Below are 24,013 nucleotides of genomic sequence, written 5' to 3' on the forward strand. Positions count from 1 at the left end.
TCTTAAAGAAATGATAAAAAAAGCCGATAAACTTCCAAAATTAAGAATAAAATACAAATTCTAAACCGTTCCAAAAACATTTTTAAAAAGACAAAAAGCCAGATATACTTCAAAAACACTTTTATATTCTTTTTTTTAACAAAAACACTACATTCACGACATAATTTCACATCAAAAACTAAATTAAAAATTAAAAAAGGAAAAACAAATTCATAACATTTTGATTTTCAAAACATAATAAAAAACTAATTCTTAAAATTGCATTAGTTTATATGGATTATAAACAGTAATTTTGCACCCTATTTTAAAAATACATATGAATAAATTTGAACAATTAGGATTGAATGAGTCGTTACTGAAGGCGATTATCGATCTAGGATTTGAGAATCCGTCAGAAGTACAGGAGAAAGCGATTCCCCTATTATTGGAAAAAGACACAGATATGGTTGCGTTGGCTCAGACAGGGACAGGGAAAACAGCAGCTTTCGGTTTTCCGCTAATCCAAAAAATTGATGCCGACAACAGAAATACACAAGCATTAGTTTTATCGCCTACAAGGGAGCTTTGTTTACAGATTACCAACGAACTTAAAAACTACTCAAAATACGAAAAAGGTATTAATGTGGTAGCAGTTTACGGCGGGGCTAGTATTACAGAGCAAGCCAGAGAAATAAAGAGAGGTGCACAAATCATTGTAGCTACTCCAGGAAGAATGCAGGACATGATCAACAGAGGTTTGGTAAACATTAAAAACATAGATTACTGTGTTCTTGATGAGGCTGACGAAATGTTAAACATGGGATTCTATGAAGATATCTGTTCTATATTATCAGATACTCCAGACGAAAAAAGCACTTGGCTGTTCTCTGCAACCATGCCGCAGGAAGTTGCCAGAATTGCAAAACAATTCATGAGCGAACCGGTAGAAATAACTGTAGGAACTAAAAATTCAGGTTCTGCAACAGTTTCTCACGAATTTTACTTAGTTAACGCACGTGACCGTTACGAAGCTTTAAAAAGACTGGCTGATGCTAACCCAGATATTTTCTCTGTGGTTTTCTGCCGTACAAAAAGAGACACTCAGGCTGTTGCCGAAAAATTAATCGAAGACGGATACAGTGCAGCGGCATTGCACGGAGACTTATCTCAAGCACAGCGCGACGGTGTAATGAAATCTTTCAGAGGAAGACAAATTCAAATGCTTGTTGCAACAGACGTTGCTGCTCGTGGAATTGACGTTGACAATGTAACTCACGTAGTGAATTATCAATTGCCTGACGAAATCGAAACTTACAACCACCGTTCTGGACGTACTGGACGTGCTGGTAAACTAGGAACTTCTATCGTAATTGTAACCAAAAGTGAATTACGCAAAATTTCTTCTATCGAAAGAATCATCAAACAAAGATTCGAAGAAAAAACAATACCATCTGGAATTGAAATCTGCGAAATCCAATTATTGCACTTAGCAACTAAAATTAAAGATACTGAAGTTGATCACGAAATTGACAACTACTTGCCAGCTATCAATAATGTATTGGAAGGTTTATCTAAAGAGGAACTAATCAAAAAAATGGTATCAGTAGAATTTAACCGTTTTATTGCTTACTACAAGAAAAACAGAGATATCTCATCTCAATCTTCTGGTTCTGAAAGACGTGAACGTGGTGATGACAGAGAATCAAGAGAAAACAATAATGGCGGTGCTACAAGATACTTTGTAAACATTGGTTCAAGAGACAATTTCGATTGGATGTCATTAAAAGACTACTTGAAAGAAACATTAGACTTAGGTCGTGATGATGTATTCAAAGTAGATGTAAAAGAAGGATTCTCTTTCTTTAACACAGACCCTGAGCACACTGACAAAGTAATGGAAATATTGAACAACGTACAATTAGAAGGACGCCGCATCAATGTTGAAATCTCTAAAAATGACGGTGGCGGAAGACGTGATCACAACGGAAGAAATTCTGGCGGTGGTTTTGGCGGAAGAAGCTCAGCTCCGAGAAGAGAAGGGAATTTTGCTCCAAGAAGAGAAGGATCAGGCGGATTTAGAGGCGACAGAGCTCCTAGAGAAGGCGGTTTCAGATCTGAAAGAAGCTCATCTCCAAGAAGAGAAGGCGGTTTTTCATCTGACAGAAGTTCAAGAGAAGGTTCTTCAGAAAGAGCTCCAAGACGTTCTGAAAGTTTTGGTGATTCATCAAGACCAAGAAGACCAAGAAGAGACTAATTTAATTAGCAGTTCTTATATAAAACTCCCGAACATTCGGGAGTTTTTTTTTAAAAGCCATTAGTATTATCAAAATATTATTTTTCAAAAAGCCGTTAAACTATTTAAAAGATACTTAGTCTAACAATTTATGTTTTTAATAACAAATTCCACAATAAACAAGGCATAAAAAATTACAGATTGTTAATTTTCTTATAATTATAAACGAACAAGAAAATATTTAATGCCGTTTTACTACTTTTAAAGCTTTAAATCAGTTTATGAAATATTTTATACTTTTTTTACTCTTTGTTACCTCTTTAAATTCAGCTGCCCAAAACACTGAAATACCCACAAAAATATCTGGTACTATTATCAGTGACAATACAGGCACTCCTTTGGCAGATGTTAACATCATAAATATCAATCAAGTAACAGGAACAACAACAGACAATAAAGGTCATTTTGAACTGGCAGTAACCCAAAGCGATACATTACACATCACCCTTCTTGGCTTCGAATCGTTACGTGTTCGTGTAACTAATGACTGGATTAAAAATAAAACAACTACAATACAGCTTACCCAAAAAGCAATTCCATTAAACGAAGTAGTTATCAGCCCATATTACCTGACAGGCTATCTTGAAATTGACGCTAAATTAATACCTATAAAAGAAGACTATAGATACAGTATTTCTGGTTTAGGTCAAGGCTATGAAGCAGGACAATACGCTCCCGAAGCTTTCGGAAAAGTATTAGGATCCATCTTCAATCCGGCAGACATGCTCTATAATTTCTTTGGAAAAAGACCGCAGCAGCTCAAAAAACTCCGTGAAATGCGAAAAGATGATACTGTTAGGAAATTATTGGAAACAAAATATGACCGAGAAACCATCTCATTACTTTTAGGCGTTTCTCAATCTGAAATTTCCGAAATATTAAACCGCTGCAGTTATTCTGAAGCCTTTATTAAATCCGCTAATGATCTGCAGATTATGGATGCCATAAGCGGCTGTTATGAGCAATACAAAATCCTAAAAAAGAAATAGCTGATAGCTTTTAAATTTAGTAACAGAATTTAGATATAATCCTATTTCAATATTATTTGGAAGTGCCCCCGTTGAGAAAAGGGGCTTTCTTTTAGTATCGCTTACAAAGCCCCTTTCCTTAACGCGGTCGGGCTATCCGCGCTACTTCGGCAGCATGATCCTATTCCTCACTCGAACAAACGAGAAAATTTAGCATGTAATCAGAAAATCTGTTATCTGAATTCTGTATAATTACTTCTCATCACCATAATACCGCGCTTCAATGCGCTTAATATCCTTAATAGACTTCTTCGCCCAATCCAATCGTTTCTCCAAAATTTCATCATCTGTCAATTTCCAATCAATATCCGAATTACGCAATCGGTTCGTCAGGTTCTGAATAATAATTGCCGCCGAAACCGAAATATTAAGACTCTCTGTAAAACCCACCATCGGAATTTTAAGAAAACCATCCGCTTTTTGAAGAATCTCTTCCGACAACCCGTCTCTTTCTGTTCCAAAAAACAGCGCACTAGGTTTCGAAATATCAAAATCTTCCAGCAGGCAGTCATTTTCATGAGGTGTAGTCGCAATGATTTGATAGCCTTTATTTTTCAAAGTATCAATACAATTCGTAACACTGTGATAAGTCGAAATGTCAACCCATTTTTGTGCTCCCATTGCTATTTCCTTATCGATTCTTTTTCCGTAACGCTCCTCGATTACATGCAGTTCCTGAATCCCAAAAACTTCACAGCTGCGCATCACTGCACTGGCATTATGCATCTGAAAAACATCTTCAACAGCAATCGTAAAATGTTTGGTTCTGTCTTTCAAAACCTTTAAAAATTTTTCTTTTCGGTTATCAGTTAAAATATTTTCTAAAAATTCCAGATAATCAGTATCAATCATTACAAATTGTTTTTGGCAAAAATACTAAAAAAGAGTAGTTTTATAATCTAAGATTGTAATCCATAAAAAACATGAAAAAGAAATTAGTCGTTCTTACCGGAGCCGGTATCAGTGCCGAAAGCGGTATCAAAACATTTCGCGACAGCGACGGTCTATGGGAAGGCCATAATGTAATGGATGTTGCCACTCCCGAGGGCTGGCACAAAAATCCTGCATTAGTTTTGGATTTTTACAATCAAAGACGTCAGCAGTTAAAAGAAGTACTACCTAATTTAGGCCATCAGATTTTAGCTGAACTTGAGAATGATTTTGACGTTTACATCATTACCCAAAATGTGGATGATTTACATGAACGTGCCGGCAGCTCCAACATCACCCATTTACACGGCGAATTATTAAAAGTGAGAAGTTCCAAAAATGAAAGCTACATTTTGGATTGGCATGCTGATTTGAATTTTGGAGATATAGACCCTAAAGGAAATCAGCTTCGTCCGCATATCGTTTGGTTTGGTGAGCAGGTTCCTGCTTTGAAAGATGCCATTACAATAACCGAACAAGCCGATTATTTTGCAGTCATTGGCACTTCACTGCAGGTTTATCCCGCTGCAGGATTAATTAATTTTACACCAAAATCAACGCCCATTTATTATATTGACCCAAAACCAGCAAAAATCCCAAATCTTAGAAACCCGCTTAACGTAATTCCAAATATCGCGTCAGAAGGAGTCAAAATTTTAAAAGAAAAGCTTCTTGCTAATCTACAGCAATAGGATAAAAAGTATTTAATAATCCCATATCAAGAACCGTGCTTTGATTATCTTCACTTTTGGTATACATTGGCTTAAATTTAGCTCCATAGACAATTTCTTCAAAAGTGTAAGAGGTTCTAGTCGCAACAGTGGTACTAAACATGTCATCAAATGTTTTTATAATCACTATAATTTCACCCGAAATTGACTCAAAATCTGCCGCCAAAAAACCATCCAAAGGACTCTCACTGGTTATAGGATGTACTAATGTCCATGCCAATGCAAGTGAATTTATTTTTTGATATTCTAAATCCAATATAAAAAATTTGTTAACCATCACCCCATTCTCTTCCATTCGCATTCCAAGAGTTACATTCACTTCAGCATCTATGTAATTTGTGTTTTTATAAGGAGCTAACCTAAACATCAATGCTTTTCCATTATTAAAAGGTGCAATAATAGCATTATGAGAAAATTTTAAATAAATAGCAGGCTTGCTAAACCTCCCAAAAAACAAACCAGTAGCAATCGCAAAACTCAACAGTCCTATTAATGCTTCAGCAGATGATAATGCGCTGGTATAAAATCCTATCGGGCTGACATGCCCATATCCAACGGTTGTGAATGTCTGTGCACTAAAGAAATAAGCCTGCCCAAACTGCACCCATTCATTATCAGCAGTATCAATTCCGTTAAGATGTTCAATTCCGATACCAAAATAAAGAATAGCAAACACAAAATTTATAGAGATATAAAACAGCAGCAAAACAGAAAGGAACTGCCAAGAAGACATATCTAACAAAGTGTGATACCAGCTAATCCTGTCTAGAATTCCGATACCTTTTTTGGTAGCATTTACCGATCCGTCTTTATTAATAAATCGTCCCCCTGTATTGGATGCACTACTGCCGAAACCAGTATTTATCAGTGTTTTTGCTTTACTATTAAATTGATGAAATAATGCCATACTTTGTTTATTAAATAGACTGCAAAATACTAATAAATCTAATGTAACAATAAATAAAAACGACACACTAATCAGGACAAAACATTCAATAGAAATCTAGCAGAATATGTTAGAATTACATTAAAGAGTTGATGTTTACAATCTAAACCCTCATTATCATTATGGAATTAATCTTTACTTATTGGTGGATATTCTTAATTGTTTTATCCATCTTATTTTACAAATTTGTTTTGCGTGTTTTCTTTGGAATGGTCATCGTTCCTGAAAACAAAATCGGATTGGTTACCAAGAAATTTGTTCTTTTTGGTTCTGAAAAATCACTGCCAGACGGCAGGATAATTGCCACCAGAGGCGAGGCGGGATATCAGGCCAAAACTTTGGCTCCCGGATTATACTGGGCTATGTGGCCTTGGCAGTTTTCTATCGACATGGCTTCTTTCACCATTATTCCCGAAGGAAATATTGGTTTGGTATTAAGTAAAGACGGAGCTGAAATACCAACAGGACGCATTCTCGCCCAAAAAGTAAACTCAGACAACTTTCAGGATGCAACGATGTTTCTTGATAACGGAGGACAGAAAGGAAGACAATCTGCTTTTGTTACCACTGGTTCTTATCGTATCAATACACATCTATTTGAAGTAATAATTTCTCCTCAAGTGGTTATTTCTGAAAATATGGTTGGTATTGTAACCGCCATGGACGGTGAGCCGATCCCAATCGGGCAGATTGCCGGTAAATTTGTAGAAGGACACAATAACTTTCAGGATTTTGATCAATTCTTAAAAAATGGAGGAAACCGCGGATTACAGCCGCAAGTAATGCTTGCTGGTTCCTATTACATTAATTCATGGGCAGTACAAATTGAACAAACCCCCATGACCGATGTACCTATTGGATATGTAGGAGTGGTTATTTCCTACATCGGAGAAGACGGTCAAGATGTAACCGGCGACAATTTCAAACACGGAAATATTGTCTCCAAAGGACAGCGCGGTGTCTGGATGGAACCTTTTGGACCTGGAAAATACGCTCTTAATAAATACACTACCAAGTTAGAACCGGTTCCTACAACGAACTTAGTATTGAACTGGGCCGATGCCAGAAGCGAATCCCATAATTTGGATAAAAACCTTTCTACAATCACGGTTCGTTCCAAAGACGGTTTCCCTTTCAATCTGGATGTATCACAAATCATTCACGTTCCTGCCAATGAAGCACCAAAAGTAATTGCCCGCTTTGGAAGCATGAACAATTTAGTTTCTCAGGTTTTGGAACCAACCATTGGTAACTACTTTAGAAACTCAGCTCAGGAAAGCGATGTGATTTCATTCCTTTCTACCAGAAAAGAGCGTCAGGAATCGGCCAAAAATCACATCAAAGTTGTTTTGGACGAATACAATGTGAATGCAGTGGATACTTTAATAGGTGACATTGTTCCTCCTGAATCACTGATGAAAACATTAACGGACAGAAAAATTGCCGAAGAAGAACAAAAAACCTACCAAACCCAAAAAATGGCTCAGGAACAGCGTCAGGGAATGGAAAAAGAAACAGCTATCGCCGATATGCAGAAAGAGATCGTAAAAGCTTCGCAAAGTGTTGAAATTGCTCAGAGAACTGCGGATGCAACCGTTAAAAAAGCCGAAGGAGATGCGACAAGTCTAAAACTTAATGTAAATGCCGAAGCCGAAGCTACAAAAATGCGAGCCAATGCCGAAGCCGAAGCTACAAAAGCAAGAGCAGGAGCACAAGCCGAGGCAACCAAACTTACCGCCAGTGCCGAAGCCGAAAGAATCTCCAAAACCGGTCTTGCAGAAGCTGAAAAAATCATGGCTATTGGTAAATCTACTGCTGAGGCTTATCAGCTGCAGGTTTCTGCAATGGGCGGTGATAACTTTACGAAATATAAAATCACTGAAGAAATCGGAAAAGGAAAAATCAAAGTCATACCAGATGTTCTTATCTCCGGAAGCAGCGGTACCGATGGATCCATGAGCGGATTATTAGGACTAAAGCTTATGGAAATCATGGACACCGATAAAAGTAAAGGAATCTCAAAAAAGGGAGAATAAATTCCAATCCATTATCAAAAAATCTGCTGCAAACCAGCAGATTTTTTTTCTTAATAAACACTCAAGCAATATTTTACAATTAAAAATAAGTAATTTCATTATGTAAAACGTAAGACATTTAAATTAAATTCACTCATAAAACAAATTTAAACGCCACTTTAACAAAAATTTAAAATATTTCATTTGGAAAAAATTTAAAATTTAAAAAAAAAGTTATATTTGTTTTTCCTAAATCAACCTAATACCACTTAACCTATGAATCTAAAATTACCTTTTAGCATTGTTTTCATTGCTTTTTCGCAATTTTTTTTCGCCCAAGAAACAAAAAATGAAACAGCAAGTACTGAAACAACTATCACCACTACAGCAAAAGCGCCTGTTGATTTTAAAAAGCAAATACAAGATTTAAAGGATCAGGAAAAAGCGTATTTAGCCCAACAGGAGGCCGATAAAAAAGCTGCCAAAATCAAAGCAGAAGCTGATAAAAAAGCAAGCGAAGAAGCTCAAAAATCAGCTGAAAAAGCAACTGCTCAAGCAAAAACTGCAGAAGCTAAAGCTGCAGCTGAAGCAAAGGATGCAGCGGAAAAAGCTGCTAAAGAGAAAGCCATTGCAGACAAAGCCCAAGCCAATGCAGATAAAAAAGCTGCCGAAGCTGCAAAAGACGCCGCTAACAAAATTGCAAAAGAAGAGGCTCTTGCCGCAAAAGCACAAGCAGAAGCGGACAGAAAAGCCTCTGAAGAATCTGAAAAAATTTCCAAAGAAAAAATAGCCGCTTTTAAGAAAGAAGCTGCGTCAGCAAAAGAAGCTCAGGACAAACTTGCAAAAGATGTTGCGAAACTGCAAAAGGAAAAAGAGGAAGCTGATCAAAAATTAGTAGAGTCAGCCAAATTAGCTTTAGAAAAATCAAAAATGCTAGAAGAGCAAATCGCCAAAGCAAGTGCTGAAGCAGAAAAAGCCGCTGCTGCCGAAGCAAAAATAGCTGCTGAAAAAGCAGTAAAAACAAATTAGCCCCATATAATAAAACAATACCTAACCTACTTAATTAACAATTTTTAAACTAAAATCCGTTGAAAAACGGATTTTTTATTTAAGCTATGTACAAATTCTATTAGTTTTAAAATCCATATAATTAAAAGCCTGAAAGCAAATCTCCTAACCTGCCTTTTTTAAAATTACCTATCTTTACAAAAAATAAATACCATGCAGCATATAATTGACCGTTTTATAAGTTATGTCACGATAGACACCGAATCTGATCCTAACTCAAACACAACACCCAGCACAGCTAAACAATGGGATTTAGCCAATAAATTAGCTGACGAATTAAAAAACCTCGGACTGGAAGATGTAACCATAGACGACAAAGCGTATATCATGGCTACTCTGCCAAGCAATGTTGATCATGAAGTTCCTACGATTGGATTTATTTCACATTTTGACACTTCTCCCGACTTTTCTGGTGCCAATGTAAAACCACAGATTATTACCGATTACAATGGTAAAGACATTGTTTTAAATGCCGAAAAAAACATCATTTTATCGCCTTCCTATTTTAAAGATTTACTGCAATATAAAGGACAAACGTTAATCACTACCGACGGCACAACCTTACTGGGAGCAGATGACAAAGCAGGCATTACAGAAATTGTTACTGCAATGGAATTCCTAGTTCAAAATCCAGACATTAAACACGGAAAAATCAGAATTGGATTCACGCCTGATGAAGAAATTGGACGGGGAGCTCATCATTTTGACGTTGAAAAATTTGGAGCAGAATGGGCTTACACAATGGACGGAAGTCAAGTAGGAGAATTAGAATTTGAAAATTTCAACGCCGCAGGAGCTAAAATCACTTTCAAGGGAAAAAGTGTTCATCCTGGTTATGCCAAAGGAAAAATGATCAATTCCATGCTTATTGCTAATGATTTCATCAATGAATTACCTGAAGATGAAACTCCTCAAGAAACCAGAGGGTATCAAGGTTTTTTTCACGTACATCATTTATCTGGAAGTATTGAAGAAACAGTTTTGGAACTAATTATCCGTGATCATAACAAACAAAAATTTGAAAAAAGAAAAGAACTGATTCATAAAATAACAAAAAAAATCAACAAAAAATTTGCTAAGCAGTTTGGAGAAGATATTGTTATTGCAGAAGTAAACGATCAGTATTACAATATGAAAGAAAAGGTTGTTCCTGTAAAACATATTGTAAACATTGCTGAAAAAGCAATGAAAGAACTCGGCATTAAACCAATCATCAAACCCATCAGAGGAGGAACTGACGGATCTCAGCTATCGTTCAAAGGACTTCCTTGCCCAAACATCTTTGCCGGCGGTCATAATTTCCATGGCAAATACGAGTATGTTCCTGTTGAAAGCATGCAAAAAGCTGTAGAAGTAATTGTTCGAATTGCTGAATTGACTGCTAACGGGGATTATTTGAAAAAGTAAAACTAAAACCATTGCTATATGGACATGATTAACCATTGGGCTAATGAATTAGACATTTTGAAAGCAATTATAGCCAAAACAGCATTAGTTGAAACCAATAAATGGGGAGGCTGTGTCTATGTACTCGGTAATAAAAATATTGTTGGAGTTGGAGGTTTCAAAAAATTCTTCACTCTTTGGTTTTTTAACGGTGCTTATCTCAAAGACGAAAAAAAACATTTAGTAAATGCAAATGAAGGAGTTACCAAATCATTGCGCCAATGGCGGTTTACATCCAAAGATGAAATCAATGAAGAGGAGATTATCACCTATATTCTAGAAGCAATTCAAAACGAAAAAGAAGGTAAAATCATCAAACCTAAAAAAGTAACAGAACCAACGATAATCCCTGATTTACTGCAAAAGGTACTGAATGACAATATCCAATTGAAGGATGCATTTCTAAAGTTCAGCCCTTATAAACAAAAGGAATTCATAGAATTTATTGAAACTGCCAAACGGGAAGAAACCAAACTATCGAGAATCGAAAAAATAAAGCCCATGATTTTAGACAATATTGGTCTAAATGATAAATACAGATAAAAAATTAAAATCCAAATTACAAATCCCAAATTCCAGCACTATTGGAATTTGGGATTTTTTTATTAAAAACAATATCAATTTTCTTGCCTTTCAATTCAAAACAGACCCTTTAAATCAGTAAAACCTTAACATTGGAACATTAAAATATTTATTACATTTGTTAATATACCGAAAACAATTTGGTAACACTGAGGTAATTTTCAGAAAAACTTCCCAATTCAGTATCAGTATAAAATTAAATAATTCCTAAAATTAACTAATTATGATAGAAAAAAAAGAAGATCAGCCCACTCCGGAAAAAGTGATACTTCCAAAATCACCAATAAATGAAAACAAAGAAGTTCCAAAGCCGGCTGTTTCTAAACCGGCACCAAAACCAAGAACAGTCAGAACTGTCGCTGCAAAACCAGCAACAGTTAAACCTGCAGCCACAAAACCAGTTACAGCAAAACCAGCAGTCTCAAGACCTTCTGCTGTAAAAACACCATCAAGACCAATCAATGCTAGTGTCACTCCACTAACTTCAGAAACTGCTGCTGAAGAAATAAAAACAGAAAAAACTGCTGTAGTTTCTCAAGAAGAGAAAAAAGATAAAAAGAAGAAAAAAAACAAATCAAAAATGAAAGAAAAAGAAAAAGAGAAAAAAGCAAAAGCTAAGGCCAAAGAAAAAGCGAAGAAGAAAGCAAAAAAGGCTAAAAAAGCCAAGAAAGAAAAAGCTAAAAAAGCAAAGCTGAAAGCCAAACTCAAAGAGAAAAAAGCGAAAGCAAAAGCTAAAAAAAGCAAAAAAGGCAAGAAAAAATAACAGTCTTTTTATAAAAAGAAAATCCCAAATTCCAGTTACTAAATCGGAATTTGGGATTTTTTATTGTAATAACAGTATCTGATTAAGCTTTTTTATTCAAAGTAGCGCTTAACTCCAAAGAAATTGAAGAACGCTCCATTTTTAATTTTCCAGCCATTGTTTCAATAATTACTGTTGTATCTGCAAGCTCAGCTATTTTACCGTGAATACCGCTTTTTGTAATTATTTTATCACCTACTTTTAAGCCGTTTTCAAATTCTTTTTCGCTTTTAGCTCTTTTCTGCTGTGGACGAATCATAAAAAAGTAAATGACTACGAACATCAATAAAAACGGCAAAAACTGTTGTATTTGTCCCATAATTTAAAAATTTAATATTTGTTAATTGTTTTATATTTAATAGAAATGAAGCTGTGTCAAAAAAACTACATTAAACCTCTTCCAATTTTTACGATTCTTTTATTACCTTCCAATTCTTTAACCAAATTATCCAAAATTCCGTTAATAAAAATACTGCTCTTTGGAGTTGAATATTCTTTGGCCAGTTCCAAATACTCATTCAAAGTTACTTTCACAGGGATAGAAGGGAATTTCAGGAATTCGCAAATAGCCATTTTTAAAATAATGGTATCAATTTCTGCGATACGTTCGCTGTCCCAATTTGGCGTTTTATCAATGTACTCTTTAGCCAGCTCAGATTCATTCAGAACTGTTTTTCTAAATAAATCTTTAACATAAGCTTTATCTTCGTTGTCTTTGTATAATTTTGGAACTCTAAAATTATCATCTTCGCCTTGTGTTATTCCTTTTAACTGCTTAACGATAAAAGTGTTCACCAATGGAATATCATCAATCCATGTTAACTTATCATCTTCCAGATAATCGTATAATTTTTCATTTGGAACAATAATATCCGAAAATACATCTACAATAAAAGCTTTATCTTCCTCAAAAGTATTCACCCTGTTAGTCATGTATTTAGCATACAATTCACTCTCCTTGATAGCATTAAGAAGCAGAATGATATAATCGTCATTCAGCGTCCAATTGTTTATTGAACGGTTTTCTAAAGCAATGCTAAGAGAATTATTTTCGGCAAGAATCTGAAAAATACTGTTCTTAATGAATTTTTCATTTGGATTGCGCTCTTCTTTGGTAGCCAAATGTTTCTGGCTTGACAGATGTAAAAAAACAGTTTCTTTTTTACAGATCTCTATCAGTGAAGAAAGCATGGTAAGGTATAAATCTTGAATGGCGTCAATACTATGCATAAGGAATTTTTCCTCTTTTTCTAAATTATCAGAACCATTTTGATGCATTGCATAAATGGATTGCATGACTTTAACGCGGATGTGTCTTCTGTTTACCACCTTGTAAGAACTTTTAAAATTAGGTCTGCAAAATTAATACTTTCTTGTCTTAAATGAAAATTTATAGTCTTTTAATTTCAGTACAGCTATTTTAGATTTTAAAACCTTTAAAGAAAAATGCCACTCATTCACAGATTAAAAATAAATCAGTGAATGAGTGGCAAAAATTTGTTTTAAAATATTATTTTGCGTTTTCTATTTTTCTCAAATCAATGCGGTTTTGAGCAATAGTCAAAGCGGCCTGGTGAGTTGTAATACTATTTGCAACGGCATAATCAAAGATTTCCAATGTAGTATTGTAAATATTTTCAGTTTTACGCATAATTTCGGCTTTGTCATAATGTTCTAATTCAGCATAAACATTGATAATACCTCCTGCATTAATCAGGAAATCCGGAGCATAAAGAATACCTCTTTCCTGCAGAATCAATCCGTGAGTATTTTCGTTTGCCAATTGATTATTAGCCGCACCGGCAATCACTTTTGCTTTAATTTTATTTACGGTATTCTCGTTGATAGTTGCCCCCATTGCACAAGGCGCATAAATATCAACATCTGCAGTGTACAAATCCTCTCCGGTAAATATCTGAGCATTATATTTAGCAGCTACCTGATATAATTTTTCTTCATTGATATCAGTAATAAAAACCTGCGCTCCTTCTTTTGTCAAATATTCAACCAAAGTTTCTCCTACGTGTCCAATTCCTTGAACCAATATTTTTTTCCCTTCTAATTTTTCGGAATCAAACTGCTGTTTTGCGGCTGCTTTCATCCCCATGTACACCCCAAAAGCGGTAACAGGTGATGGATTTCCAGATCCGCCTCTTTCTTCGGAAATACCGGTGACATACGGAGTCACATCTCTTACAATATCCATATCGGCAGTTTCCATTCCAACATCTTCTGCAGTAATATATCTTCCGCTCAGCGAGTGTACAAACTCACCAAATTTACGCATCAATTCAGGTGTTTTCTGCGTTTTGGCATCACCAATAATTACTGCTTTACCGCCGCCAATATTTAATCCGGTAATGGCAGCTTTATAAGTCATACCTCTCGAAAGACGCAGCACATCATTCAAAGCTTCCCATTCATTAGCATAATTAAACATTCGTGTTCCTCCCAAAGCCGGTCCCATAACCGAATTATGAATACCTATAATTGCTTTTAATCCTGTATCTTTGTCATTGCAGAAAACAATTTGCTCATGACCGTTAAAAGACAATTGTCCAAAAACAGGATCCATTTTTTGAAGATCTTTACCAGTTGTAACAGTAGCATTCATAATACTATTTTTATTAGTTAAAAAATACGAATTTATCAAAAAGACACTTCAAACATACGTAAAAAATAAATATACATCAATAAATTTACTTAAAAATAAATATTTATTAATAATAATTGAAAATATTTATTTTAATATAATTGTTAAAATTTAGACATTAAACAAAAAACAAAATTAATTCCATACTGAATCCTCATAAAATGAAAGAATTACGCTATTTAAATAAATATTTTATCAAATATAAATTCAGCTTCTTACTTGGTATAATTATCACCATAATCGCACAAATATTTTCTTTATTTACTCCAAAACTCATTAGTAAATCATTTAATGAAATTGAAGCTTTTGCCAAAAGCAATGCTTCCGATACCAGCGTTATCAGCCAGCAGCTGATTTCTAATATTTTATTAATTATTGCTACTACAATCGTTGCAGGATTTTTAACTTTTCTGATGAGACAGACACTAATCGTAATGTCCCGCCATATTGAATTTGACTTAAAAAATGAAGTTTTTCATCAATACGAAAGACTTTCCCAAAACTTCTATAAACAGAACAGAACTGGTGATTTAATGAACAGAATCAGTGAGGATGTTTCCAAAGTCAGAATGTATGTTGGACCAGCTGTTATGTATTCAATAAACACCTTTATCCGCTTTGCGATTGTGATTGGCTATATGTATAATGTTTCGCCAAGATTAACTCTTTACACAATACTGCCATTGCCAATATTGTCGTACTGCATTTTTAAATTAAGTTCTGAAATCAATAAACGTTCGACCACTTTCCAGCAGTATTTATCAAAAGTATCCAGTTATACCCAAGAAGTTTTCTCAGGAATCAGAGTTATAAAAGCATATTCATTAGAAAATCAGCATCAGGACAACATTGCCGATCTGGCTAATGAAAGCAAAAGCAAAAGTTTGAGTCTTGCCAAAGTACAGGCTCTTTTTGGCCCACTAATGATTGCATTGATTGGTGTGAGTAACTTGGTGGTGATTTATTTTGGAGGTTTAATGTACATAAACGGCACCATCAAAAGCATAGGAACTATTGCAGAATTTATCTTGTATGTCAACATGCTGACTTGGCCGGTTGCTTCATTAGGATGGGTTTCCTCTATGGTTCAGGAAGCAGAAGCTTCACAAAAAAGACTCAATGAGTTCTTGAAAATAGTCCCCGAAATACAGAACAAAAACCCAAACAGTTCAAAAATAGAAGGAAATATTGCATTCAGTAATGTAAGTTTTACTTATGAAGATACAAATATAAAAGCGCTTCAAAATGTATCTTTCACAGTAAACAAAGGAGAAACTTTGGCGATTTTAGGGAAAACCGGTTCCGGAAAATCAACAATTCTAGCGTTGCTTTCTCGCCTCTATGATGTCACAAGCGGACAGATTCTGATTGACAATAATGAAATCAGCCAAGTCAATTTATTTGATTTAAGAAATAATATTGGCGCTGTTCCCCAAGATGCCTTTCTATTTTCGGATACAATCAAAAACAACATAAAGTTCGGAAAAGAAGATGCCTCTGATAATGAAGTAGAATCGGCAGCAAAAAGCGCCGCTGTTCATGACAATATCACAGGTTTTAAGAATGGATATGATACGATATTGGGCGAAAGAGGGATTACGCTCTCCGGCGGTCAGAAACAGCGTGTATCTATCGCCAGAGCCATTATAAAAAATCCTCCCATTTTACTTTTTGACGATTGCTTGTCAGCAGTGGATACAGAGACCGAAGAAACGATTCTGAACAACCTTTTTGAGATATGCAGGAATAAAACTACCATAATTATAAGCCATAGGGTATCTTCTGCAAAAAATGCCGATAAAATCATAATTCTTGATGAAGGCAGGATAATCGAACAAGGCACTCATAATCAATTAATAAACTTAGAAGGATATTATGCCTCTCTTTATTTAAAGCAGCTTTCAGAAAAAGAATTGCTTTAATTGTTGTATAATACATATATTTTTATGATTTTTGATTGCTATTAAATAAAAAATGACGAAAAGATTATGAGAGAAAATGATATGTTAGAAAAAGAAGAAATATTCTCAAAAGTTTTAAGAGCTGGAAGAAGAACGTATTTCTTTGATGTTAGAGCTACCAAAGCTGATGATTATTATATTACAATTACCGAAAGTAAAAAATTCACAGAAGAAGACGGTTCTTTTCATTTTAAAAAACATAAAATCTATTTGTACAAAGAAGATTTTACTGCATTTTCAGAAATTTTAGAAGACATGACTTCTTATGTTTTAAACCATAAAGGTGAAGAAGTAATCTCCGAAAGACACCAAAAAGATTTCAAAAAAGAATATGCTTCAGACAAAACAGATGAAGAAAGTGTACGAAGCACTTCTAGTTTTACTGATATCGATTTTGACGATATTTAATTAAAAGACAAAAAATAAAAAAGTCCAAAATCGAATTGATTTTGGACTTTTTTTATTTATAATTTTTTTTTTTGGGTCAATTAACTGAATTTGCTTCTGGCAGATACCTTGTTACTCCAACATTATTTTTGAAGATTTAAAGACCTTGACCCATTTTTCTTGAGATTCTGGCGTTATCTCTTTTTGCTGAGTTAACCATACATTACAAAATAATTCATTTTTTCCTTGTATAACGTACCAGATCTGAGATTCAGAGACATGCTCAATTTTAAGGATAAACCAAGGATATTGTGCCTTGTCGTCCCGCTCAATTATTGTTCTTTTTGTGGCTGGAATATTTTTTAACGGCGGGTAAAATGCTTCAACCCTGCTTAATGGCACATATAGAGAATCTCGGCAAATATCTGTTGCCACCATTTCGCTGGAATTTCCAATAAATTCTTTGCCTTTCAAAAATCGTATCCCAGTCAGCATGCCCCTAACGTCATCTTGCTGATCAACTATATGCCAGCCCTCATCTTTCGGCCAGTTAATGGTAAATTTTTCCTTCTTTGAATTGGATTGCGCATTACTTATGCTACATATAAAAGATGCAGATAGAACGATACTTTTTACTAGTCTTTTCATTGATTTAGAAGTAATATAAATTCCGAGGGCAGTTTTAGCTGCGAGAAAATTTAAAATAGAAAATTAATTGTCTTACAATTCTTTTCTAAAGGTTTTTCTTCGGCAGTGAATTACCGGATTAAAATTTTTCCAAATCAGCTGTATAGCAAGATTATCAGCCAGCTCCGGTGTTCTAAAACAGTTTTCTACGCCATTCTCAGTAAAAGTCTTGTGATATTCATTAAAAATAACTGCAGTCACTCCCTTATTCTGATAATCTGGATGCACTCCAATAAGATAAAATATAACATCTTTACTGCTGCGTTTTGCTTTTAATAAATGTAAAAAACCAAAAGGAAATAATTTTCCATTGGCTTTTTGAAGTGCCCTTGAAAAACTAGGCATCACAATAGCAAATGCTACAAGCTTACCATCTTTATCCTCTACATATTTTATGTATTCTGGATTAATGAAACTAATGTATTTATTCTTAAAATATTCTTTCTGAATATCAGATATTGCGACGAATGAAGACAGCTTTGCATACGATTCATTGAATAAATCAAACATTTTATCTACATAAGGCATTACATCCTTTGTTGATTTAAAATTAATCGGTTTAAGCTGGTATCTTTTTTTAACTAATTCGTTGATTTTTTCAAAAAACTCCGGTTTAGCATTTGCAAACGGAAATTTATTTTCAACATATTCCTTTTCGGTAACGTATCCCAATTGTTCAAAATGTGCAGCATAATAAGGATGATTGTACCAAGTAATCATTGTTCCTAATTCATCAAAACCTTCCGTTAAAACACCTACTTTGTCAAGATTTGAAAATCCCATCGGACCTTCCATATATTCCAGATTATTTTTTCGGCCGGTTTCATACACTTTTTCAAGCAGTGCTTTAGTTACTTCAATGTCATCTATAACATCAAACCAGCCAAAACGAACTTTCTTTTTCTGCTGCTGATTCACCTCATCCCAATTGATAATTACTGCAATCCGGCCAACGATAACATTATTTTTACGAGCCAGATAAAACGCAGCTTCGGCACTGTCAAAAGCGGGATTTTTGGTTTTATCAAATGTTTCCAGTTCATCTGAAATTATTGGAGGAACCCAATATGCGTTGCACTTGTATAAAGAAAAAGGAAATTTTATAAATTCTGTTAACTCGTTTTTGGTCTTAGCTTCTTGTATGGTAATCATTGCAGTCTATGTGGGGGAATATTATTTTATTTCTTCGATTTTTTAAGTGATTCTTTGGTATTTGTCTTTTTAGCCATGTCCTTAACAGCCTTTTCTTCTTTGGTCATAAGATATACGTCTTTATAACGCGCGTCATATCGCCACGAAACTCCTACGCCTCCGTAAAACACTGAAGGAGTATCTTTAAAATTACCGCTTATAGAAGCATCAACCTGAAGGTTTCTGTTAATTAAATAAGCTGCGCCGCCTCGTACGATTGCATCACTGTAAAAATCGCTTTTAATTCCTTGATTTTCAACAAAAGCAGACCAGTTTTTATTAATCCCTTTAGTCAGCGTCAAAATATAACTCAAACTTGGATAATCTGTTGTAATATAATTACCAATAATATTTGCTACAAAAACCCAAGAACCGTCACCTAAGTGATTCTGCAGAATCAAAGCTACTTTTGGAGAAATTTCAGAATTAGGAGAGAAATAAAACGGATTGTTATGTCCTGCAAAATTGACTCCAGCAAAAACAGCTACTGAAGGGATGACCTGATGCCAGCTGAATTTATGATTGGCTTTCCAGCTGTAAATATTAGGTTCTTTTTTGTACCCCTTATTAGGATCATACAGCAAATATTTTGCTCCAAAAACAGTTTGCTTAAAATCATATTTATCTACAGTTTTCATTGGATAATTGAAAGTTTCAAGCACATACTGAGCATCAGCAATAAACTCTAATTCTTCCAGAAATGCTCCGTAGCGCACTTCTAAATCCATTCCAAAACCATAGGCATCATACCGCAGCAGGCTATGATTTTCTTTAATACCGAACACACCTGTTTCTACCTGCAAAACTGTTTTTCCAACAGCAAATGCCGACATAGATTCGCCTGGCCTGTTCGAATTAATCTCATCGGTATGCTGACCGTAATGAGCTATTGGAAATAAAAAAAGGGAAACTAAAAAAACTTTTTTGAAATTGAACATACTGAATTAGTTGAATGAAAATAGATAACGTTTTTCAAATGTACTATATTTTATCGTAACAATCATTCGGTTAAAAATTACTTATGAATATAGTTAAAAATTATTAATAGAATCTTGGTTTAAAAAAGCTATTAGTTCCTTAACAGCTTTACCGCGATGGCTTATTGCATTTTTGGTTTCTAATGAAAGCTGTGCAAAAGTTTCCTGAAAACCTTCAGGTTTAAAGATCGGATCGTAACCAAAACCTTGGTCGCCATATTTTTCTAAAGTAATTGTACCGCGGGCAATTCCGGTAAAAAGATACTGTTCTCCCTTTATATTTAAAGCAATAACAGTTTTGAATTGCGCATCTCTATTGGTTTTATTTTCCAGATTCAAAAGCAGTTTATCCATATTATCAGCAGCTGATTTTTGTTCGCCGGCGTATCGTGCCGAAAAAACACCTGGCTCACCGTTCAAAGCATCAACTTCCAGTCCCGTATCATCAGCGAAACAGTCATAACCGTATTTTTGGGTCACATAATCAGCTTTCAAGACTGCATTCCCTTCAATAGTAGCGGCAGTTTCAGGAATATCTTCATTACATCCGATACTTTCCAGACTGATAATTTCAATACTTTGTGGCAGCATACTTTGTATCTCTTTAATTTTATTTTTATTATTGGTCGCAAAAACGATTTTCATAATGGCACTTTTAAAATGAGAAACCAAAAATACATTTTTTTACTGACCAATAAAGAAAACTGCCTTTTAAACCACGGCATTCGCTTTTAAAAGTTTCTAACACGAATTACACTAATTTGCACGAATTAAGATTGCTATTTTATTACACAAAATATTCAAAACTGTAAAAAGTTATAAAATTTGATTTCAATTTTGATAAGAATTAGTGTTAATTGGTGAAATTCGTGTTTATCTTTTTTTAAATGCGAATGCCATGCTTTTAAATAATCAAATATACTGCATAGAAATCTGCTGAAATGCAAATCATTTTCGAAGCTGATCTTAATACTTATTTTAGATTAAAAATACCTTTCAATTCTGTAATTTTCGCATTAATTTTACCATTCAATTAATTCAATCTAAGAGAAATTATGATTATAGATTTTATAGAAAATGCAGCCCGATACGAAGCAGTTCATCCGTCATTTAAAACTGCTTTTGATTATTTAAAGCAAGATGACAAAGACGCTTTGGATGGTTTAATCGATGAAAAAGCAGGTGTAAAAATGTTTGCTTACAAAGGAGAAGGAAAAAGCAGAGCAAAAAGTCTGGAAACATTTGAATGCCATGACAAAAATATTGACATTCAGTTCTGCATCAGCGGAAGCGAAGGTTTTTTGTGGAAACCAAGAGCGAAATGCGTTTCTCCAAACGGAGAATACAACACCGAAAAAGATGTTCGTTTTTTTAACGATGAACCAGACACTTATTTTGAACTGAAGGCCAATCAGTTTGTTGTATTTTTTCCTGAAGATGTTCATGCGCCAATGATCAGTGAAAATGATCTGGATAAAATAGTTGTAAAAGTATTGGTATAACCCAAATTTTAATATTACTATTTTTATTAATAAAGTCCTGACTGTTAAAAACAGGTTAAAACATAGTTAAAATACTTATTTTAAGCTTTTTAATACAATAAAGTTGTAAATTTGAGTGTGGTTTTGATTAATTACTTGAGGTATAATATCACAAATATTTAAGTATTAGAAAAAGTATCTCAATAGTCAGCTATACCGAATTATAGTAACGTATAAGTTAGATAATGATAAATCAGAACTACAAAATTGGAGGGCCGTAAAAAGCCCTCCTTTTTTTTGAAGTAAAAATCCAGATTTAAGTACTATAATGCATCTGACAAATCAATACTTTCTGGCAATGAAAACATTTTCCCTTTATTCTTCAATTCTAAAACTGATTGCCCAGAAAAAAATTATTGATACAGCTGAAAATCAGTTTAACATCAATCCAAAAATTATAAAGCAGTCTGCTGCTGGTTTAGGTTTAACATTTGTCAGTAAAAAAGAACAGGAAGGCAGCGTCTGTCTGGCAGACAGTCATGAAGTGCGTCCTGAATTTAAAGAGACATTTACTTCTGAAGATTTATTCAATTACATCTACGCGGTAATTCATTCATCAAAATACAGGGAAAAAAATTTAAAAACAGATTCCCAAAATATTCCAATACAAACTGACAGTCTTAAATTTTGGAAGCTAGTGCAGTTCGGCAGAGAATTACGTAAAATTCATTTGCTAAAAAATGATAATACTGTCAACTCCAGTGCACAATTTACAAATGAAGGCAATACTATTGTTAAACATTCAAAATTTAAAACATTTTCCGAAACTCATTTTTCACCATCAGAGGAAAATTGTGCCGACAGAAATTTAGGGCGCGTGTACATCAGCGAAAATCAGTTTTTTGACAATATACCCGAATCCGTATGGAATTTTTGCATAGATGATTATCAGCCTGCAAAAAAGTGGCTCCAAGACCGAAAAGAATGCGAGCTTACTCCTGAAGACATTTCACAATACCAAAAAATAATTGCGGTTCTAACTGAAACAGTTCAGATTGCAAAAAAAATTAATAAACTAGATATTTAGCCTTTACTTTGAAATTAATGAAAACAATAAATAATCGATGAAATTTATAATTTTCTAAAAAGACAGAACTGTAATAGAAATATTAATAGCTGTGTTTTTAATATTTGGTCACATTCGTTAAATTATCTGGAAAATAGGAATCTGATAAATTGGTAAATTCATCACCTCTCATAAAAATATTGATATCGACTTCGCTAAAACTGTTTTTCCCGGCTGCTGCCAAAAGCTCGTTAGCAGCGTGAAGAGTGTTTTTATGAAAATGATACACTCTTTCAGATTTATCGGTTACGACTAATCCTTTCATCAGCATTTTATTCTGAGTGGCAACTCCTGTCGGGCATTCGTTATTATTGCAGCGCAAAGCTTGAATACAGCCCAAAGAAAACATAAAACCGCGGGCTGAATTACACATATCAGCCCCCAAAGCTACAGCTCTCAAAATGGAATATCCCGAAATGATTTTACCGCTGCAGATTACTGTTATCTTATCTCTTATTCCTAAACGGACCAATGTTTTGTTTACAAAAATAATTGCTGGTTCAAAAGGCATTCCAACACCGTCTGCAAATTCGAGCGGTGCGGCTCCAGTACCGCCTTCGGCACCATCGACAGTAATAAAATCAGGAAAGCAGTTTTGATGAATCATTTCCTGACATAGCGTTTCAAATTCAGAAGTTTCACCGATGCACAATTTAAAACCAATTGGTTTTCCATTAGATAATTGACGTAAATGAGCAATGAATTCTATCAGACCTTTTGCATCTGAAAAGGCATTATGGCTGGGTGGAGAAAGAATAGTCGTGTGTGGTTCAACCCCTCTTATTTTTGCAATCTGTGCTGTGTTTTTCTGCGCAGGAAGAACACCGCCGTGACCTGGTTTTGCTCCTTGTGATAATTTAATTTCAATCATTTTTACAGCAGGAAGATTCGCTTTTTCTGCAAATTTATCAGCATCAAAATTTCCTTCGGAATTACGGCAACCAAAATAACCAGTACCAATCTGCCAGGTAATATCCCCTCCATTTTGATGGAACTCGGTCAATCCTCCTTCTCCCGTATTGTGATAAAAATTTCCTTTCTGTGCACCTTTGTTTAGTGCTACAATAGCATTTTCGCTTAATGAACCAAAACTCATAGCCGAAATATTCAGTAATGAAGCAGAATACGGCTGTTTACAGTCTGAACCGCCAACGAGAACCCGCGGCAATTCATGATTGACAGATGCTGGAAACATCGAATGCTTTATTCCTTCGTAACTCGATTGGTTTAAAACTAACTGCGTCCCAAAAGGAGAAGTTGCATCAATATTTTTAGCTCTTTGGTACACTAAAGAACGCTGGTTTCTTGAAAACGGCTTACCGTCGGTGGTGCGTTCTATAAAGTACTGCTGAATTTCGGGAGCAATCATTTCAAACAAATATCTAAAATATCCCAATATTGGGAAGTTTCTTAAAATAGCATGTTTTTGCTGAATGGTATTATAAAAGCCAACAATTATAAGGATTATCATTATAGCCGAAAAAACAAATCCTGTTTTTAGAAAATAATTAAAACCGAGAGAAATTAGTAATAATGTAATACTGATAATGAATAACTGTTTTCTCATTACTGAAACAATTTAAAAGTTACTAAGATTTATTTATATGCCTATCCTTAACTAATTAATACCAAACAGATCGAATTATCCACAGATTAAAAAGATTTACACAGATTTAAAAAAATAGTAATGAAATCTGTGAGACTCTGTGTAATCAGTGGCAAAAAAATTA

At 34.5% G+C, this 24,013-nt stretch carries 23 protein-coding genes; 12 read left to right on the top strand and 11 right to left on the bottom strand.

The window, feature by feature from the left end:
• Window positions 1-316: 316 nt before the first annotated feature.
• Together OZP07_RS16165 and OZP07_RS16170 are read left to right on the top strand one after the other, a co-directional pair.
• The gene (locus OZP07_RS16165; protein WP_281635915.1) at window positions 317-2,233 is read left to right on the top strand and encodes a DEAD/DEAH box helicase; all 1,917 of its coding nucleotides are present in this window, start codon (window positions 317-319) and stop codon (window positions 2,231-2,233) included.
• Window positions 2,234-2,493: 260 nt separating this feature from the next.
• Window positions 2,494-3,261, top strand: a complete 768-nt coding sequence (locus OZP07_RS16170) for a carboxypeptidase-like regulatory domain-containing protein (protein ID WP_281635916.1) — start codon at window positions 2,494-2,496, stop codon at window positions 3,259-3,261.
• Window positions 3,262-3,492: 231 nt separating this feature from the next.
• On the opposite strand, the gene OZP07_RS16175 is transcribed toward OZP07_RS16170, so the two are convergent.
• Window positions 3,493-4,152, bottom strand: a complete 660-nt coding sequence (locus tag OZP07_RS16175; RefSeq protein ID WP_194639439.1) for a TrmH family RNA methyltransferase — start codon at window positions 4,150-4,152, stop codon at window positions 3,493-3,495.
• 71 nt (window positions 4,153-4,223) lie between these two features.
• Here OZP07_RS16175 and OZP07_RS16180 point away from each other — a divergent pair, with 71 nt between their 5' ends.
• On the top strand, window positions 4,224-4,922 hold the full coding sequence (locus OZP07_RS16180) for an SIR2 family NAD-dependent protein deacylase (protein WP_281635917.1): 699 nt from the start codon (window positions 4,224-4,226) through the stop codon (window positions 4,920-4,922).
• Here OZP07_RS16180 and OZP07_RS16185 read toward each other — a convergent pair.
• Window positions 4,906-5,868 carry an ion channel gene (locus OZP07_RS16185; RefSeq protein ID WP_281635918.1) on the bottom strand — a complete coding sequence of 321 codons (963 nt, stop codon included), beginning with the start codon at window positions 5,866-5,868 and terminating at the stop codon, window positions 4,906-4,908. The genes OZP07_RS16180 and OZP07_RS16185 overlap by 17 nt on opposite strands.
• A 161-nt stretch (window positions 5,869-6,029) precedes the next feature.
• Here OZP07_RS16185 and OZP07_RS16190 point away from each other — a divergent pair, with 161 nt between their 5' ends.
• The 4 genes from OZP07_RS16190 to OZP07_RS16205 all read left to right on the top strand — a co-directional run bounded on the left by OZP07_RS16190 (window position 6,030) and on the right by OZP07_RS16205 (window position 10,979).
• Window positions 6,030-7,943 (top strand): SPFH domain-containing protein, encoded by a 1,914-nt coding sequence (locus OZP07_RS16190; protein ID WP_194639445.1) that lies wholly within the window; start codon window positions 6,030-6,032, stop codon window positions 7,941-7,943.
• Between the two features lie 255 nt (window positions 7,944-8,198).
• Entirely contained in the window at window positions 8,199-8,951 is a 753-nt protein-coding gene (locus tag OZP07_RS16195; protein WP_281635919.1) for a hypothetical protein, read from the top strand.
• Between the two features lie 192 nt (window positions 8,952-9,143).
• Window positions 9,144-10,397, top strand: a complete 1,254-nt coding sequence (gene pepT / locus OZP07_RS16200; RefSeq protein ID WP_281635920.1) for a peptidase T — start codon at window positions 9,144-9,146, stop codon at window positions 10,395-10,397.
• 18 nt (window positions 10,398-10,415) lie between these two features.
• Entirely contained in the window at window positions 10,416-10,979 is a 564-nt protein-coding gene (locus OZP07_RS16205) for a YdeI/OmpD-associated family protein (RefSeq protein ID WP_281635921.1), read from the top strand.
• 282 nt (window positions 10,980-11,261) lie between these two features.
• On the opposite strand, the gene OZP07_RS16210 is transcribed toward OZP07_RS16205, so the two are convergent.
• Entirely contained in the window at window positions 11,262-11,492 is a 231-nt protein-coding gene (locus OZP07_RS16210) for a hypothetical protein (RefSeq protein ID WP_281635922.1), read from the bottom strand.
• A gap of 106 nt (window positions 11,493-11,598) precedes the next feature.
• On the opposite strand from OZP07_RS16210, the gene OZP07_RS16215 reads away from it, so the two are divergent.
• On the top strand, window positions 11,599-11,781 hold the full coding sequence (locus OZP07_RS16215) for a hypothetical protein (protein ID WP_194639454.1): 183 nt from the start codon (window positions 11,599-11,601) through the stop codon (window positions 11,779-11,781).
• Between the two features lie 82 nt (window positions 11,782-11,863).
• Here the strand turns inward: OZP07_RS16215 and yajC are convergent, their stop codons facing one another.
• The 3 genes from yajC to OZP07_RS16230 all read right to left on the bottom strand — a co-directional run bounded on the left by yajC (window position 11,864) and on the right by OZP07_RS16230 (window position 14,434).
• Window positions 11,864-12,139 carry a preprotein translocase subunit YajC gene (gene yajC, locus OZP07_RS16220; RefSeq protein WP_281635923.1) on the bottom strand — a complete coding sequence of 92 codons (276 nt, stop codon included), beginning with the start codon at window positions 12,137-12,139 and terminating at the stop codon, window positions 11,864-11,866.
• Between the two features lie 65 nt (window positions 12,140-12,204).
• Complete coding sequence (gene nusB / locus OZP07_RS16225; protein ID WP_281638484.1) at window positions 12,205-13,116, bottom strand: transcription antitermination factor NusB; 912 nt, start codon at window positions 13,114-13,116, stop codon at window positions 12,205-12,207.
• Window positions 13,117-13,330: 214 nt separating this feature from the next.
• Complete coding sequence (locus tag OZP07_RS16230; RefSeq protein ID WP_281635924.1) at window positions 13,331-14,434, bottom strand: Glu/Leu/Phe/Val family dehydrogenase; 1,104 nt, start codon at window positions 14,432-14,434, stop codon at window positions 13,331-13,333.
• A gap of 200 nt (window positions 14,435-14,634) precedes the next feature.
• Here OZP07_RS16230 and OZP07_RS16235 point away from each other — a divergent pair, with 200 nt between their 5' ends.
• Both OZP07_RS16235 and OZP07_RS16240 read left to right on the top strand, forming a co-directional pair.
• Entirely contained in the window at window positions 14,635-16,395 is a 1,761-nt protein-coding gene (locus OZP07_RS16235; protein ID WP_281635925.1) for an ABC transporter ATP-binding protein, read from the top strand.
• A gap of 66 nt (window positions 16,396-16,461) precedes the next feature.
• A complete protein-coding gene (locus tag OZP07_RS16240) occupies window positions 16,462-16,842 on the top strand; it encodes a PUR family DNA/RNA-binding protein (protein ID WP_194639460.1) in 381 nt (126 codons plus the stop codon).
• Window positions 16,843-16,953: 111 nt separating this feature from the next.
• Here OZP07_RS16240 and OZP07_RS16245 read toward each other — a convergent pair whose 3' ends face one another.
• The 4 genes from OZP07_RS16245 to OZP07_RS16260 form a co-directional block, all read right to left on the bottom strand.
• Window positions 16,954-17,469 carry a hypothetical protein gene (locus tag OZP07_RS16245; RefSeq protein WP_281635926.1) on the bottom strand — a complete coding sequence of 172 codons (516 nt, stop codon included), beginning with the start codon at window positions 17,467-17,469 and terminating at the stop codon, window positions 16,954-16,956.
• Window positions 17,470-17,541: 72 nt separating this feature from the next.
• Window positions 17,542-18,660 carry a GTP cyclohydrolase gene (locus OZP07_RS16250; RefSeq protein ID WP_281635927.1) on the bottom strand — a complete coding sequence of 373 codons (1,119 nt, stop codon included), beginning with the start codon at window positions 18,658-18,660 and terminating at the stop codon, window positions 17,542-17,544.
• 26 nt (window positions 18,661-18,686) lie between these two features.
• Window positions 18,687-19,637 carry a transporter gene (locus OZP07_RS16255; RefSeq protein ID WP_281635928.1) on the bottom strand — a complete coding sequence of 317 codons (951 nt, stop codon included), beginning with the start codon at window positions 19,635-19,637 and terminating at the stop codon, window positions 18,687-18,689.
• Between the two features lie 93 nt (window positions 19,638-19,730).
• Window positions 19,731-20,321 carry a non-canonical purine NTP diphosphatase gene (locus OZP07_RS16260; protein ID WP_281635929.1) on the bottom strand — a complete coding sequence of 197 codons (591 nt, stop codon included), beginning with the start codon at window positions 20,319-20,321 and terminating at the stop codon, window positions 19,731-19,733.
• Between the two features lie 410 nt (window positions 20,322-20,731).
• On the opposite strand from OZP07_RS16260, the gene OZP07_RS16265 reads away from it, so the two are divergent.
• Complete coding sequence (locus OZP07_RS16265) at window positions 20,732-21,178, top strand: NanQ anomerase/TabA/YiaL family protein (protein WP_281635930.1); 447 nt, start codon at window positions 20,732-20,734, stop codon at window positions 21,176-21,178.
• Between the two features lie 337 nt (window positions 21,179-21,515).
• Window positions 21,516-22,244: a type ISP restriction/modification enzyme gene (locus OZP07_RS16270; RefSeq protein ID WP_281635931.1), complete on the top strand. Its 729-nt coding sequence runs from the start codon at window positions 21,516-21,518 to the stop codon at window positions 22,242-22,244.
• 97 nt (window positions 22,245-22,341) lie between these two features.
• On the opposite strand, the gene OZP07_RS16275 is transcribed toward OZP07_RS16270, so the two are convergent.
• Window positions 22,342-23,850, bottom strand: coding sequence for an FMN-binding glutamate synthase family protein (locus OZP07_RS16275; RefSeq protein WP_281635932.1), 1,509 nt, complete (start codon window positions 23,848-23,850; stop codon window positions 22,342-22,344).
• Window positions 23,851-24,013: the final 163 nt, after the last annotated feature.

It is taken from the genome of Flavobacterium marginilacus, from assembly GCF_026870155.1.
Lineage (GTDB): Bacteria > Bacteroidota > Bacteroidia > Flavobacteriales > Flavobacteriaceae > Flavobacterium > Flavobacterium marginilacus.